Consider the following 14,951-nt stretch of genomic DNA (forward strand, 5'->3'; position numbering starts at 1 on the left):
TGCTGTTTTAATGTTCCATTTTGTTTTTCGCTTCAATGCCCATTAAAGAAAATGCGGTTTTAATACTAAGAGCAACCAAAGAAAATAATTTAAGCAAATCATTTTCATTTGCAGAGCCTACAACTTTATTTTCATTGTAAAATTTATGAAAATTTGCAGCTAAATTTTTAAGATAATCAGGAATTTTTTGCAAAGCTCTAGCCTCAAAAGCATCGTTTAAAATAGCCTTTAAATTCAAAGCTTCAAAAAGCAAATTTACGCCATCTTGATTTAAACTTTGCAAATCAGCTTTCATTACATCATCGATTTTTTTACCAGCTTTAGCAAACACTTGATGAATTCTAGCGTGTGCGTAGTTGATATAATATACAGGATTAGAACTATCTTCTTTTTGCAAATCACTGATATCAAATTCCAAATGCGTATCGCATTTTTTGCTCAAAAAGATATAACGCAAAGCATCACTTCCTATCTCATCAACCACATCGCTCATCAAGATAAAATTTCCTGCTCTTTTACTCATTTTATAAGGTTCTCCATCTTTAAGTAGGGAAACCATTTGTGCTAAAATAATCTCAAGATTATTAGAGTCAAATCCCAAAAATTCCATTGCAGCTTTCATTCTAGGGATATAACCATGATGATCTGCTCCCCAAATATTAATACACTTTCCATAACCACGACTCATTTTATCTTTATGATAAACAATATCTGCTGCCAAATAAGTCCCGCGTCCATCTTCACGGATAATTACCCTATCTTTTTCATCGCCTTTTTGCGAAGAAGCAAGCCAAATTTTACCTTCTTGCTCGTAAATTCCTTTATGCTCTTTTAAAGATTCTAAAGTTGCATTTAAAGCATCATAATACGATCTTTCGCTTACATAGCTGTCAATTTTAATCTTTGCTTGTTCTAAATTTTGTTTAATCAAAACAAGCATTTTATCTTTTGCCCAATCAGCCAAACTAGGGATATTTTCTTCGCTAAAAAATTCTTTACCAAATTTTTCAAAAGCTTCTTTTGCTAAATCCGCTATATACTCGCCTTTGTAATATTGCTCTGGATATTCAACATTTTCATGAAGTATATTTTCTTTCACACTTAGTAAAATAGAAAGCCCTAGTAAATAAATTTGATTACCCGCATCATTGACATAGTATTCTGTATCGAATTTATAGCCCAAATGTCTTGCAAGTCTTGTTAAGGTGTCTCCAAAAACAGCGCCTCTTGCATGTCCTATGTGTAAAGGCCCAGTAGGATTTGCACTCACATATTCAAGCAAAAAACTTTCTTGTTTTTTTTCTCCTTTAGTAAAATCATTTGGATTTGTTAAAGCCTGATTTGCAAGTTCATTTAAAAAAGTTTTGGAAATTCTAAAATTTAAATACCCATTTACAGCTTCAACTAATTCAAAACAATCATGATTTTGAAATTTGCTCGCTAAGTCGCTAGCGATCAACATAGGGGATTTTTTTAATTCCTTAGCCAGTGAAAAAGCCAAAGGGGTAGCAAAATGTGCTAAATTTTTATCCTTTGGATTTTCAAGCGCAAAATCACACTCTAAAATCTTTTTAATTTCATTAAAAATAATACTTTTCAAAAGACTAAACCTTAAGCTTTTTTTGTTTCGTCTATACTTGCATCAGCATTTGTATTATTAGTTGTGTTTTTGTTTTCTTCTATTTTTTGAGTATTTTTTGCTACTTCATCATCATTATTCATTTCATCTTTAAAAGTTTTAATACCTTTGCCTAAACCCTTTGCAAGTTCTGGAATTTTTTTTGCTCCAAAAAGCAATACAACAATCAATAAAATAATCAACCAATGACTTGGACTTGACCAACCACCCATTTTATTCTCCTTCATTCCAAATATTCTGAATTTGCCCTAGATTCTGCCCTTTGGTTCTAAATTTATGGGCGATTAAAATCGCTCGCAATGCTTCATAACTTTGCTTTAACTCATCGTTAATGATAAGATAATCATACTCGCTAAGCTCTTTCATTTCATCACTAGCGTTTTGTAATCTTTTTTCTAGTTGTATTATTGTATCAGTATTTCGCTTAATAAGTCTTTTTTTTAACTCATCTTTATTTTTTGTAGTAATAAAAACAGAAACAATCTTATCAGCCATTTTTTTTCTGGCTATTTTAAATCCTTGCACATCAATATCAAAAACAACTATTTTTCCATTATCTAAAGCATTTTGAGTGTGCTTTAAAGAAGTACCATAAAAATTTTCATGCACTCTAGCCCATTCTAAAAAATGATCACTATCTATACCTTTTTGAAATTCTTCATGGGATATAAAATGATAATGTATTCCATTTTTTTCACCCTCTCTTGGTTTGCGAGTTGTTGAAGAAATAGAAAAATAAAGCTCATCTTCAAATTCATCAAAAAGTTTTTTTAAAAGAGTTGATTTTCCAGCACCACTAGGACCTGAAATCAACAAAACAAAACCTTGCAATTTCAATCCTCTTTAAAACTAATGTTTATATTTATATTCATATTCATACCCTTAAGAGCAGCTTTTAAGGTATCATCTTTAATACTTGAAGTGATCGCTCCTGCTATGCTTTGGCTAAGCTCATTAACTATCTCTTCGCTATTATCATCTTTAGTTACATCACTTACTATAGGCTCTTCATTTTTTTCTAAGATTTCCTCTCCAAGAGCTTCTTGTATATCACTTTCTTTCAATGTATCAAAATCACTTATATTTAAATTTGGCACAACCACTTCCTCTTCATTTGTTCCTAATTCTTTATCGTCTAAAATTGGTTCATCTTTAAAATCTTCTAAGACCTTGCTACTATTGTCACTATCAATACCATAATCAAGCTCATCAAGTTGAGCTAGTTCTTCTTTGATTTGATCTTGAGTACTCAAATTTGAAGCAAAATCATCTATTTCATCTTGAATATCTTCTTCCACAACAGGAGCAAACTCCTCTAAATTTTCCTCTGATTCTTCATTATATTTTGCTTGACCTAAAAATTCAGCATCCTCAGGAAGATCATCAAAATCCATTTCTTTTTCTTGCTCTTCAACCTCAGGAAGATCATCAAAATCGCTTATATTAGCTTGTAATTCTTTATTATCTTCTAAATCTTCATCATTTTTATCATCTAGCTCATCTAAACTAGGCTCAGTATCCAAAGCTGTATGTTCTTGGCTTAAGTCTTCTTTTTCACTTTCGCCATCTTCTAAAGTTAAATCTAAATCAATTTGAGTGTCTTCTTGAGTCTGTTCTTTAATTGTTTCATGTTCTAAATTGTCATGTTCTAAATTTTGAGTTTCTAAAGTTTTGTTTGAATTATCATCTTGAGATTCGCTAAGCTCTTCTTGCATTTCTAATGTATTTGTTTTAGAATCGTCTAATAATTCTTGCTTTTCTATTTCTTCATTTTTATCATCTTCTTTGATTTCTAAATCTTCATCATTTTTATCATCTAGCTCATCTAAACTAGGCTCAGTATCCAAAGCTGTATGTTCTTGGCTTAAGTCTTCTTTTTCACTTTCGCCATCTTCTAAAGTTAAATCTAAATCAATTTGAGTGTCTTCTTGAGTCTGTTCTTTAATTGTTTCATGTTCTAAATTTTGAGTTTCTAAAGTTTTGTTTGCATTATCATCTTGAGCATCATCATCAAAACTCAAATCTTCCATTCCCTCTGAATTTATATCTAAAGAATTTTCATCAGGCAAATCATCTAAATTTAAATTATCTAAATCCAAGCTTATATCAGCATAAGGATTTTCATCATTGCTTAACATTGGCAAATCAATAGATGTATGCTTGTTCGCATCTTTATTATTAAGTAAATTTAAAAAATCTGTAGGTAAAAAAGGTTTTTGTAAAATTTGCGCATCTATATCTTCTACATTTTGATTTCGCGGGGCTAAAAAAATCAACCTATCGCATTTTTCTTTAAGAATTTTTAAAGGTGCTGGAGTATCACTATCTACAACAATCACATCATAATTACCCAAATTTTCACTATAAGCATTAAGTTCTTCAAAATCATAAGACATTTTTTTAGCACTAAGGCTTACAAGTCTTGAAACTACAGGGTTTTCATTTAAAAGTAAAATTTTCATCACTTTAATCCTTAAAAAATAATCGCTATTTTACGATAATTTCATTTATCCTTTCCTTAGAAGAAAAAAAGAGTTTGCATATGAGTAAAAAGTTCTAAAATTAAATTTTTAAAATATTGCATCATAACTAGTAAAATAGCAATCAAAACTACAAAACCTAGAGCTATCTTTATAGGATAGCCAATAACTAAAAGATTAAATTGTGGCATTGTTTTCATCAAAAGTCCAAAAATAACATCGGCTAAAAGTGAAATTCCAAGTATAGGAAAGCTCATAGTAAAACCTATGATGAAAATATTAAACATACCCATATTTAAATAATGCATTAAATTCTCATGCGGATAAAATCCACCTAAACTAATATAACCCAAAGAATGACTTAAAAACAAAAGCATTAAATGATGGCCATCAAAAGCAAGAAAAAACATCAAAGCAAGTAAATTTAAAATTTGAGATGTGATAGGCATACTCGTTCCAGAACTTGGATCTAATATACTTGCCATAGTAAATCCCATAGTAAAAGCAATCTGCTCACCTGCCATCATAATAATAGCAAAAATAATTTGAAGCATTAATCCTGCTATCATTCCAAAAATCACTTCACTAATAAGCTGTAAAACAAAAAAACTATCTAAATGCAAAGATTCTAATCTAGCCAAAGGATATAAATACATAGTCAAAAATAAAACTATAGTACTTTTTATCACCATAGGAATAGAATTATGTGAAAAAAAAGGAAAAAAAACTATAAGACCACCCATTCTAGCAAGAAGCAACATAAAAGTTACAACATTTTTATCACCTAAATAATTAACAAATTCCATTGGCGTTTATAGTATAAGTTTTATCACAAAAACTTGCAAGCTTGCTATCGTGAGTTACAAAAAATAAAGCTGCATCATTTTCTTTAACATAGGAAATTAAAAGCTCGATAACATTTTTAGCATTATCAAAATCCAAATTTCCAGTTGCTTCATCAGCAAAAATAATCTTTGGTTTTTTACAAAGCACACGTGCGATACTCACACGCTGTTGTTGTCCGCCGCTAAGCTTTCCTATTTTTTGATGTAAAAGCGTATCAATACCTAACCTTTTTAAAATTTTCTCATCTAAATCTTGACCCGATAAAACACTAGCAAGTTCGATATTTTCTAAAGCCGAAAAACCTTTAAAAAGATAATGTGTCTGAAAAATAATACCAAAATCATAACGGCGAATTTTTAATCTTTCGTTTTCATCTATCTGATAAAGACTAGAACCTTTAAAAAAAACTTCACCTTTTTTTGGAATCAATAAAGAAGAAAGTATATGCAAAAGAGTAGATTTACCACAACCGCTACTCCCTTGAATAGCAATGCAATCTTTGGTATTTAAAGTAAGATTTAAACCCTCAAAAAGCGGATAATCAAAACTATGGCTTAAATTTTCCGCTCTTAAGAGTTCCATTTTTAACCGTTTTTAAAGTTGTGCAGCAACTTCAGCCGCAAAATCTTCAGTTTTCTTTTCTAAACCTTCGCCAACTTCAAAGCAAATAAATTCAACAATTTTAATTTTTCCGCCAAATTCTTTTTCTTTTTCAGCAATTACTTGTTCTACAGTTTTTTTATCATCCATTACATAAAACTGACCCATTAAAGTAAGTTTGCTATCGAGTTGAGAATTATCAGCTATAAAACTATTCATTTTGCCCGGGATAATATTGTCCCAAATTTTTTCAGGTTTACCTTGAGCTTTAAGTTCTTCTTTGATTTTTTCTTCAGCTTCTTTTAAAATTGCATCGCTTAATTGTTTGCGACTTGCAAATTGAGGAATTTTATGTTCAGGTTTATTTGGATCTTTAAGTCTACGTCTTTCTTCATTTTCTTTTTCAAGTTCAGCAACCAAGGCTTTGTATTCATTTTCAACAAAAGTCATATCCAAATCTTCATAACTTAAATAACTTGGTCTCATTGCTGCAATATGCATACAAATTTGTCTTAATAAATCTCTTGATTTTGAAGCTACTTCAGCACTATCACAAGCTGCAGCGATCACAACACCAACACGGCCATTTGTATGAATATAACCATTTACAACGCCGTTAGCACCTGCTTTTAAAGTTGCAAATCTTCTTACAACTAAGTTTTCTCCTATAGTTGCAATTTGACTTTTTAAATATTCTTCAAATTTTACACCATTAATCGTACTTGAGTGAAGCTCTTCCACACTTTGCAAGCTATTGCTTTGAATATGAGCTGTAGTATCTTTTGTTAAAGCGATAAACTGATCATTTTTTGCCACAAAATCTGTTTCGGAATTAATCTCACTTACAGTTGCGCTTGTAAAATCATCACTTACTTTTACACTTACTAAACCTTCTGCAGCAAGTCTATCTGCTTTTTTAGCAGCCTTACCTAAACCTTTTTCTCTTAAAAGTTGTACTGCTTTATCAAAATCTCCATTAGTTTCACTCAAAGCATTTTTACAATCCATCATCCCCACGCCTGTACTTTCGCGGAGTTCTTTTACCATTGCAGCAGTAATTTCAGCCATTATTCTTGCTCCTCACCAAAGTCTTCTTCGCTTATCGCTTCATCTAAAACTTCTTTTTTCTCTTCATCGGTGATTTCTTTTTCTTCATTTGCTAAAGCTTCGCCATCTTGTTCTCTTAAAGCTTTTCCTTCATTAATCGCTTCAGCCATTTCTTGGCAGAAAAGTTGCACTGAACGAATTGCATCATCATTTCCTGGAATAGGATAAGTTACCAAGTCAGGATCGCAGTTTGTATCTAGTGGAGCTACAACAGGAATTCTTAATCTATTTGCTTCTTGAACAGCAATTTTTTCTTTTACTGTGTCAATAACAAAAATCATATCAGGTTGAGTTTTCATATAACGAATTCCACCTAAATAAGCTAATAATTTTTCTTTTTTTCTTGTAAGCATTAAAGCTTCTTTTTTAGTTAAAAGTTTAATACTTCCATCTTCTTCCATTTTTTCAATTACTTCTAATTTTCTAATTGATTGGCGAATGGTACCAAAATTTGTCATCATACCGCCAAGCCATCTATGATTTACATAAGGCATACCGCATTTTTCAGCGTATTCTTTAATCGCTCCACCTGCTTGTTTTTTTGTCCCGACAAAAAGTATAGTTTTTCCTTCGGCAGCAGCGTCACGAACGATATTATAGGTATATCTAAAATATCTTAAAGTTTTTTGTAAATCAATTACATAAATACCTTTTCTCTCGCCAAAAATGAATTTTTTCATCTTTGGATTCCAGCGTCTTGTTTGGTGTCCAAAATGCACACCGCATTCTAATAAATCTCTCATACTAACCATGAGTTTCTCCTTATAAATTTAGCTTTATTCCTCCACATCCCTTAATTTACACAAGCTAAAAAGGATTGATGCGTGTGAAATGAAGCTAAGATTTTATCAAATTTAAGTTTAGTTTTTACTTATATATGTAGTCCTTGGTAAGACTTAGATTATTATTGATTTCTTTTGTGATTAAAAATTGAAACAAATCCACGCTTCCAACACGAAAAGCAGAGGCACAAGAACGAAGGTACAAATCCCACATTCTTATAAATTCTTCATCATATTTTTCCCTTACCTTGTCCAATACTTCGTTAAAATTTTCATCCCATAAATCTAAAGTTTTTGCATAGTGCATTCTTAAACTTTCTGCTAAAAGAAGATGAAAATCCCACTCACTCATAGCACTTACAACCTCTCTTAAAGAAGGTAAATATCCTCCTGGAAAAATATATTTATCTATCCAAGCATTTGTTTTTCCTTCAAACATGGCTAAAATAGAATGTAAAAGCATAGAACCTCCAGGTTTTAACACTTGTTTTACTTTCATGAAATAAAGTCCTAAATTCTCTTTGCCTACATGTTCAAACATACCCACAGAAACAACTTTATCAAAATAATTTTCAAATTCTAAATCTTGATAATTTTGAAGTCTTATTTCTATTTTATCTTCAAGACCAAGTTCTTTTACTCTTTCCTTAGCTTTTTTACACTGCTCCTCTGAAATAGTAATTCCAACAACCTTAACTCCATACTTTTGAGCCGCCATAATAGAAAGCCAACCCCAGCCACAACCTATATCTAAAAGCTTTTCTCCTTCTTTTAAATCAAGTTTTTTAAGAGTATGTTCTATTTTGTTAATTTGAGCTTCATAAAGAGTATTATTAGGCTCTTTAAAATAAGCGCAAGAATAGCTCATAGTATCATCAAGCCAAAGCTTATAAAAATCATTACCTATATCATAATGACTTTTGATATTTTTACTTTCCTGTTTTTGGGCTATTTTACTCAAGATATCCTCTGTATTTTTTAAAAAACGCTTATTTGAAAAATAATACAAAACTTTAGCTATTTCATCATAATCACCTTCTATTTCTAGTTTAGACTCCATATAATGTTTTGCAAAAACTAAACTCGTATCACTAAATAATTTTAAAAAAGGTATTTTTTCTTTGAAAATTAAAGAAAATTTAGCAGGCTGATTACCCACATGAAATTCTTCTTGATCCCAAAATACAATTCTAAAATTTCCATAATTCCATTTTGAAAGAATAAATTTAATCATTTGTTTTTCAAGCATGACATACTCCAACTAATAAAAATTATTATTTGATAGTATCTCTTAATTATGTTTAAAATTTGATAAAATTGAAGAAAAGATAGAATTTTTGCCACAGATATAAAATAGTGGCAAAAATTTTATAATACTAATGTAATTTAGACCAAACAGAACGCTTCCAACCTATAGCAAAAATACTTAAAATTACAAAGAATATCATTACATAAATTCCTGTAGTTTTTCTTTCTTCTTTTTTGCTATCACCCACTTGATCAATATAAGATACAACCTTAGCCTGTGCAGCTTCTGTTAAACCTACTCTTGGCATAGCGGTTCCTGGAAGAAGTTTTTGAGTATTATTAATAAAATCATGTAAATATTGCTCACCACGAGATCTTATCATCATAGAAAGATCAGGTGGAACAGAACCTAAATAAGTTTTTAAATCATTTTGATTTGATGGAGTAAAAAAGCTATCGTATTTCATATCATGACAACGTCCGCAAGCCTCAATAAAAGTTGCTTTATCTTTAGCAAATTTTATATCTTTTTCCATTAAAGCTGCTTTTTGAGCACTATTTTCCATTTTAGCATATTTTGCCTCAACATCTTTCTTAATAGTAGCATCTTCATTGGCTTCAAATTTAACACTCACATCTTTAAGATAAGCAATTACATTGGCTATATTTGCATTTGTAGCTTCTTCACTTTCTCCTGAAGTATCTTTATTGTAAGCTGTCATAATAAAAGCATCACCAAATTTATGATCTACTTTTAAAGCAAGCGCAGGATGCATAATCAAAGCTGCTAAAAATTTTTCATCAAAAATAGCACCAGCTGCACTGAGATCAGGCGGTATTACTCCCATAGAAGAATCAGTAATATTAGCCGCTATTCCATCTTCTTTTACACCATGACATGCAAAACAGTTATTTTCAAAAAATTCTTTACCTTTTTTTGCATCACCCTTAGCAAAATCGATCTTTGCAACATCTGCCCAAAGTGTTTCAACCTTGCTTAATTCTTCTTTTGCTTTTTCAAGTTCTTTGTTTGCACTCTCTATTCTTTTAGCATCTCCTGAAGCTTGTGCATCTTTTAGAGCTAATTCTTTAGCTTCAACTATACCTTTTGCAAAAGTAGTATCTTCAACAGCAAAATCAAAATTTGCAGGAGCAACATGAGGCTTCATCACTGAATGAGCATAAGGCTCTACCCCCCAATATACAAGTGCAGTAAAAACTACTACAACTAAAAATATTTTTATTTCTCTCATTGTTTAGCTCCTTTTCTCTCCATAATAGTAATAACCGGTAAAACTACAATAAGTAAAAGTAAAAATACTATAGAAGCGTAAAATCCTACCCAAGCATTTACACCTGTTGGAGGTAATTTTCCATAAACTGTTAAAACAATTAAATCGATAAGCAATATCCAAAACCAAATGAAAAATAAAGGTCTTTCATGAGCTGGTTTTACCACATCACTTCTATCAAGCCAAGGAAGCAAGAAGAAAATCACTTGAGCAATACCAAATGCAGCCAAACCTATATCAAAAGCTTTAATACCTGCAATATCAAAGAAAAATCCTCTTAAAACTTCATAACTCCATAAGAAATACCACTCAGGATAAATATGAGCTGGTGTTTTAAGCGCATTAGCTGGATCAAAATTAATTGGATCCATTGCAAATTCAAATTTAAAACAGACCAAATAAAAGAAGAAAATCATAAAAAAGCTTATATACATAAAATCTTTTGATAAAAATCCTGGCCAAAAAGGAATCACTTTAGAACCCTTTGTGTCACCTGCCATGTATTTTTCAGCCTCTAAATCAAAGTCAAGTTCTTCAGAAATTTCATTATTAACATGAGGAATTCTTAAAGAATAGAAGTGAAATGCTATAATAGCAATGATAACTATAGGAAGCAAGCACACATGAAGCATAAAAAATCTTGTTAAAGTTGGATCAGAAACCGCATAATCTCCACGAATCCAAATCACAAGCTCAGGGCCAATAAATGGTATCCCTCCAAAAAGATTAGTGATTACTTGAGCTGCCCAATAACTCATTTGTCCCCAAGGAAGCATATACCCACTAAAAGCTTCAGCAGAAAATACAACAAACAAAAGCATACCGCTAACCCAAATCATCTCACGACCTTTTTTATAAGAACCGTAATAAATTCCTGTTAGCATATGTATGTATATAATCAAAAATACAACAGAAGCGGCAACACCATGCATGTGACGCCAAAGCCATCCATAGTCCACCTCTTGCATAATAGTCTTATTCACACTATCAAAAGCAAGTGCAGTATCTGGTTTATAATACATCACAAGTAAAAGTCCTGTAACAAAAAGCACTGCAAAAAGAGTGGTTAAAATAACCCCCATTGCCCAAAGAAAGTTAATTTGCTTTGGTATCCAATACTTTACCATTAAAACATCAAGCAGTTTATGTACCGCAAGTCTTTGATCAAGCCAATCTACAAGACCATTAGCTTTTCTAATTTGTGCCATCTTAAGCCTCCGCTATCATTTTTTTATATTCAGGACCCTCTTCACCTAAAACAAGCTTGGTTCCATCAATTTTAAAAGGAGGAATTTCAAGAGGCTTTGGAGGAGGTCCAAAGACATTTTTTCCACTTGTGTCAAATTCTCCACCATGACAGGCGCATTTAAACAATTGCTCACTTGGTTGGTAAGCAGGTATACAACCCAAATGCGTACAAAGTCCTATAACCACAGTATAAGCTGCGTTATCTACCACAACATCACGTTTTTCATCTTTTGGCATACTCGCATCTTTTTTTAATATAAAAATAGGCTTTTTACGCCATTCTATAGTTCTAAGCTCTCCATCTTGCATTCCTGATAAATCTACTGTAGTAAAACCTGCAGCTTTAACACTTGGAAGCGGATCCCAAGTTTTTTTCATCGCAACAAGTGAGAAAACACCGCCTACAGCAGCTACGCTTCCAAATGCAAAGCCCATAAAGCTTCGTCTACTCTCAGATGTAGCCATAACTTGCTCCTTTCGATTTTATTTTTTAACCAAGTTAAAAGTTTATCGAAATTAAAATAAATTTTTTCTTTGTTTAACAAGTTTTGATATTTAGACAATAAGAGCAAAAAGAGAAAAAACAAGCACAGGTAAAGTTATCAAAAAGCCAAATTTACAATATTGCCAAAAAGAAATATTAATGCCTTTTCTAGCCAAAACTCCAAGCCAAAGCAAAGTTGCTAAAGAACCTATTGGCGTAAGTTTTGGACCTATATTTACACCTAAAAGATGTGCATAAATCATCAAAGAATCAAAAGAAAAATTCTCAAAATATTCTTTTAATGCCAAATCTCCGATTAAAACCATAGGCAAATTATTAAACACAGAAGATCCAAAAGCTGAAATCAAAGCCACACCAAAAATTCCACTCTTATCTTGCATCAAAAAAGCATAGCTTTTAACCAAAATTTCACTCACACCTATTTTATGTAAAGCAAAAACCACCATATAAAGCCCAAAACTAAAAAGCAAAACTCCATAAGGTGCTTCAAAAAGAATTTTAATACTTTTTTTACCTTGAATTTTTAAAATAATAAGCCAAAAAATTCCCGCCCAAAGCAAAGCAAAAAAACTTATTTTAATATTAAAAATTTCACCTATAAAAAAACTGATAACAAAAAGAAATAAAAATACTATGCAAAGAAAAAACAATTTCAATGAAATTTGCTCTTTTTTGATTAATTTAAATTCAAGCCTTTTAGGTAAAACTCTCACATAAAGCACAAAAACCGTAACTATAGTAGAAAGCAAAACAAAAAAATTTGGCAAAAACATATTTTTAGCAAATTCTAAAAATTCTATCTTAAAATAATTTGCTGTGATGATATTGGTTAAATTTGAAATAACCAAAGCGTTTGAACTTGCATCACATAAAAAAGAAAGACTAAGTAAAAAAGAACTTAAAATAAAAGCATGATTTTTACAATCTTTAAGAGTTGAAAATAAAGCTATAATAATAGGTGTAATGATTAAAATCGCTCCATCGTTAGCAAAAAATGCAGAAAGAAAAAATACAAAAATCAACAAAAATAACATCAATTTTTTTGTACTGATATAAATTTTTTCTTGATTTTTCTCTCTAGAAAAATGCAAAATTTTACTCGCAATAAAATCAAAAAATCCCAAAGCTTCCAAGCTAAAAGAAAGGATAATCAACCCAACCAAAGTTAAAGAACTATCCCAAACCAAAGAAAAAACAAAACAAACATCTTTAAAATCTACCAATTGAAAAATAAAAACAAAAAAAGCCCCCAAGCTAGAAAATACCCAAATAGGTAAATTCCATGGACGCCAAAAAAGTAAAACTAAAGTAGATAAAAAAATAAAAAAAGCAAGCATTTAAGCTTTTTTCTTTTGCATTTTGATATAAATTTGTAAAATATCTAACGCTGCAGGAGTGATTCCACTGATTTGACTTGCAGCAAAAATGGTTGGAGGTTTATGATGATTAAGTTTTTCTACAACCTCATTACTCAAACCACTTACACTTTTAAAATCAAAATTTTCAGGAATTTTAAGCTCACTAAGATTTTTCATTTTTTCTACTTGAGCTTTTTGCATACTAATGTAATGATAATACTTTGCCTCATTTAAAATTTCTCTTAAAGAATAATTATCCATGATTTCAAATATAGGGTCAAGTTTTTTTAATTTTTCTATATCAAAACTTGCTCTTGCAACAATTTTTTGAAGATTGACTATAGAAGAAATTTTATCTTCTCCTAAACTCTCTAAAAAAGCATTATTTTGGTTATTAGGCGTAAATTCTTTAGAAAGTAAAAATTCAAGTCCTTTTTGAAGATTGTTTGCAATATTTTGTATATAAGTAAAATCTTGCTCGCTTAAAAGCCCTAAATCATAGCCATATTTTCCAAGTCTAAGTATAGCATTTTCTTCCCTTAAAAGCAGTCTAAATTCCGCTCTTGAAGTAAACATTCTATAAGGTTCTTTTGTGCCTTTTACTACCAAATCATCGATTAAAACTCCTATATAAGCTTCATCACGCCTTAAAATCAAAGGCTCTTTCATATCTATGCTTAAGCTTGCATTGATTCCCGCCATAAAGCCTTGTGCTGCAGCCTCTTCATAACCTGTAGTTCCATTAATCTGTCCTGCACAATAAAGATTTTTAATCTTTTTAAGTTCTAAAGTATGCTTAAGTTCAGTTGGCTCTATATAGTCATATTCTATAGCATAACCAAAACGGGTTATTTTAGCATTTTCAAAACCCTTTACAGAACGCAGCATTTGAATTTGTACCTCATAAGGCAAAGAAGTAGAAAAACCATTGATATAATACTCCGTCGCATCGATAGTTTGAGGCTCTATAAAAAGATGATGGCTTTCTTTGTCGCTAAAACGATTGATCTTATCTTCTATAGAAGGACAATACCTTGGCCCCACACCTTCAATCTGTCCTGTAAAAAGCGGGGCACGATAAAAATTATTCTTAATAATCTCATGTGTAGTTGTATTAGTGCGTGCGATATAACAAGGAAGTTGAGTAGGATTGAAATTTCTTGAACGAAAACTAAAAGCTTTAGGATTTACATCACCATCTTGAATTTCAAGCACGCTAAAATCAATGCTTTTTGCATCCACTCTTGGGCAAGTTCCTGTTTTTAAACGTCCCATTTTTAAACCCAAAGTTTGCAGATAATTTCCTAAATTTACCGAAGCAAGCTCCCCTACCCTTCCTGCTTGAAGTTTGTTTTCACCTACATGAATAAGTCCATTTAAAAAAGTTCCTGTTGTAAGTATCACTTTTTTGGCAAAATATGTGTTTTCTAAATTTGTTTTCACGCCTTTAACTTCATCATTTTCTACAATTAAAGCACTCGCTTGTTCTTGAGAAATTTCTAAATTTGAAAGTTTTAAAAGTTTATTACGTGTAATGATACGGTATTTATCCATATCAATTTGTGCCCTACTTCCTTGAACGGCTACACCCTTACTTTCATTTAAAATGCGAAATTGTATCCCTGCTTCATCGGTGATTTCACCCATAAGACCACCCATGGCATCAAGTTCTTTTACCAAATGTCCTTTTGCAAGTCCACCTATGGCTGGATTACAACTTGCCGCTCCTATTTGCTCAATCAATGTAGTTAAAAGTAAGGTTTTTTTACCCATTCTAGCAGCAGCAGCACTTGCTTCAACACCTGCATGTCCACCACCTATAACAATGACATCAAACATATTTTGC

General features: G+C 31.3%; 14 protein-coding genes. All 14 read right to left on the bottom strand.

Features of this window, described 5'->3' with window-relative positions; all coding sequences use genetic code 11:
* Nucleotides 1–7: 7 nt before the first annotated feature.
* Nucleotides 8–1,600: an arginine--tRNA ligase gene (argS, locus tag FBF02_RS05745; RefSeq protein WP_002858328.1), complete on the bottom strand. Its 1,593-nt coding sequence runs from the start codon at nt 1,598–1,600 to the stop codon at nt 8–10.
* An 11-nt stretch (nt 1,601–1,611) separates the two neighbouring features.
* The gene (locus FBF02_RS05750; protein ID WP_002852866.1) at nt 1,612–1,851 is read right to left on the bottom strand and encodes a twin-arginine translocase TatA/TatE family subunit; all 240 of its coding nucleotides are present in this window, start codon (nt 1,849–1,851) and stop codon (nt 1,612–1,614) included.
* A gap of 1 nt (nt 1,852) precedes the next feature.
* Nucleotides 1,853–2,476, bottom strand: a complete 624-nt coding sequence (gene gmk, locus FBF02_RS05755; protein WP_002860253.1) for a guanylate kinase — start codon at nt 2,474–2,476, stop codon at nt 1,853–1,855.
* Nucleotides 2,473–4,101 (bottom strand): hypothetical protein, encoded by a 1,629-nt coding sequence (locus FBF02_RS05760; protein ID WP_002858264.1) that lies wholly within the window; start codon nt 4,099–4,101, stop codon nt 2,473–2,475. Before FBF02_RS05760 ends, gmk begins: the two co-directional genes overlap by 4 nt.
* Nucleotides 4,102–4,157: 56 nt before the next feature.
* Nucleotides 4,158–4,925 (bottom strand): flagellar biosynthetic protein FliR, encoded by a 768-nt coding sequence (gene fliR / locus FBF02_RS05765; protein ID WP_002852712.1) that lies wholly within the window; start codon nt 4,923–4,925, stop codon nt 4,158–4,160.
* Nucleotides 4,912–5,547 carry an ABC transporter ATP-binding protein gene (locus FBF02_RS05770; protein WP_002852807.1) on the bottom strand — a complete coding sequence of 212 codons (636 nt, stop codon included), beginning with the start codon at nt 5,545–5,547 and terminating at the stop codon, nt 4,912–4,914. The genes fliR and FBF02_RS05770 overlap by 14 nt, the downstream gene beginning before the upstream one ends.
* 12 nt (nt 5,548–5,559) lie before the next feature.
* On the bottom strand, nt 5,560–6,633 hold the full coding sequence (gene tsf / locus FBF02_RS05775; RefSeq protein WP_002857948.1) for a translation elongation factor Ts: 1,074 nt from the start codon (nt 6,631–6,633) through the stop codon (nt 5,560–5,562).
* Entirely contained in the window at nt 6,633–7,424 is a 792-nt protein-coding gene (gene rpsB, locus FBF02_RS05780; protein ID WP_002858184.1) for a 30S ribosomal protein S2, read from the bottom strand. The genes tsf and rpsB overlap by 1 nt, the downstream gene beginning before the upstream one ends.
* Before the next feature lie 115 nt (nt 7,425–7,539).
* Nucleotides 7,540–8,703 (bottom strand): cyclopropane-fatty-acyl-phospholipid synthase family protein, encoded by a 1,164-nt coding sequence (locus FBF02_RS05785; RefSeq protein WP_002858137.1) that lies wholly within the window; start codon nt 8,701–8,703, stop codon nt 7,540–7,542.
* 127 nt (nt 8,704–8,830) lie between these two features.
* On the bottom strand, nt 8,831–9,955 hold the full coding sequence (locus FBF02_RS05790; RefSeq protein WP_002852693.1) for a cytochrome c1: 1,125 nt from the start codon (nt 9,953–9,955) through the stop codon (nt 8,831–8,833).
* Nucleotides 9,952–11,202 (bottom strand): cytochrome bc complex cytochrome b subunit, encoded by a 1,251-nt coding sequence (locus tag FBF02_RS05795; protein WP_002852758.1) that lies wholly within the window; start codon nt 11,200–11,202, stop codon nt 9,952–9,954. Before FBF02_RS05795 ends, FBF02_RS05790 begins: the two co-directional genes overlap by 4 nt.
* Nucleotide 11,203: 1 nt before the next feature.
* Entirely contained in the window at nt 11,204–11,707 is a 504-nt protein-coding gene (petA, locus tag FBF02_RS05800) for a ubiquinol-cytochrome c reductase iron-sulfur subunit (protein WP_002852880.1), read from the bottom strand.
* Between the two features lie 90 nt (nt 11,708–11,797).
* On the bottom strand, nt 11,798–13,084 hold the full coding sequence (locus FBF02_RS05805) for an arsenic transporter (protein ID WP_002858303.1): 1,287 nt from the start codon (nt 13,082–13,084) through the stop codon (nt 11,798–11,800).
* Nucleotides 13,085–14,944 carry a tRNA uridine-5-carboxymethylaminomethyl(34) synthesis enzyme MnmG gene (mnmG, locus tag FBF02_RS05810; RefSeq protein WP_002858012.1) on the bottom strand — a complete coding sequence of 620 codons (1,860 nt, stop codon included), beginning with the start codon at nt 14,942–14,944 and terminating at the stop codon, nt 13,085–13,087.
* Between the last annotated feature and the right edge of the window lie 7 nt (nt 14,945–14,951).

The sequence above is a fragment of the Campylobacter sp. CFSAN093226 genome (assembly GCF_012897595.1).
Taxonomy (GTDB): Bacteria; Campylobacterota; Campylobacteria; order Campylobacterales; family Campylobacteraceae; genus Campylobacter_D; species Campylobacter_D jejuni.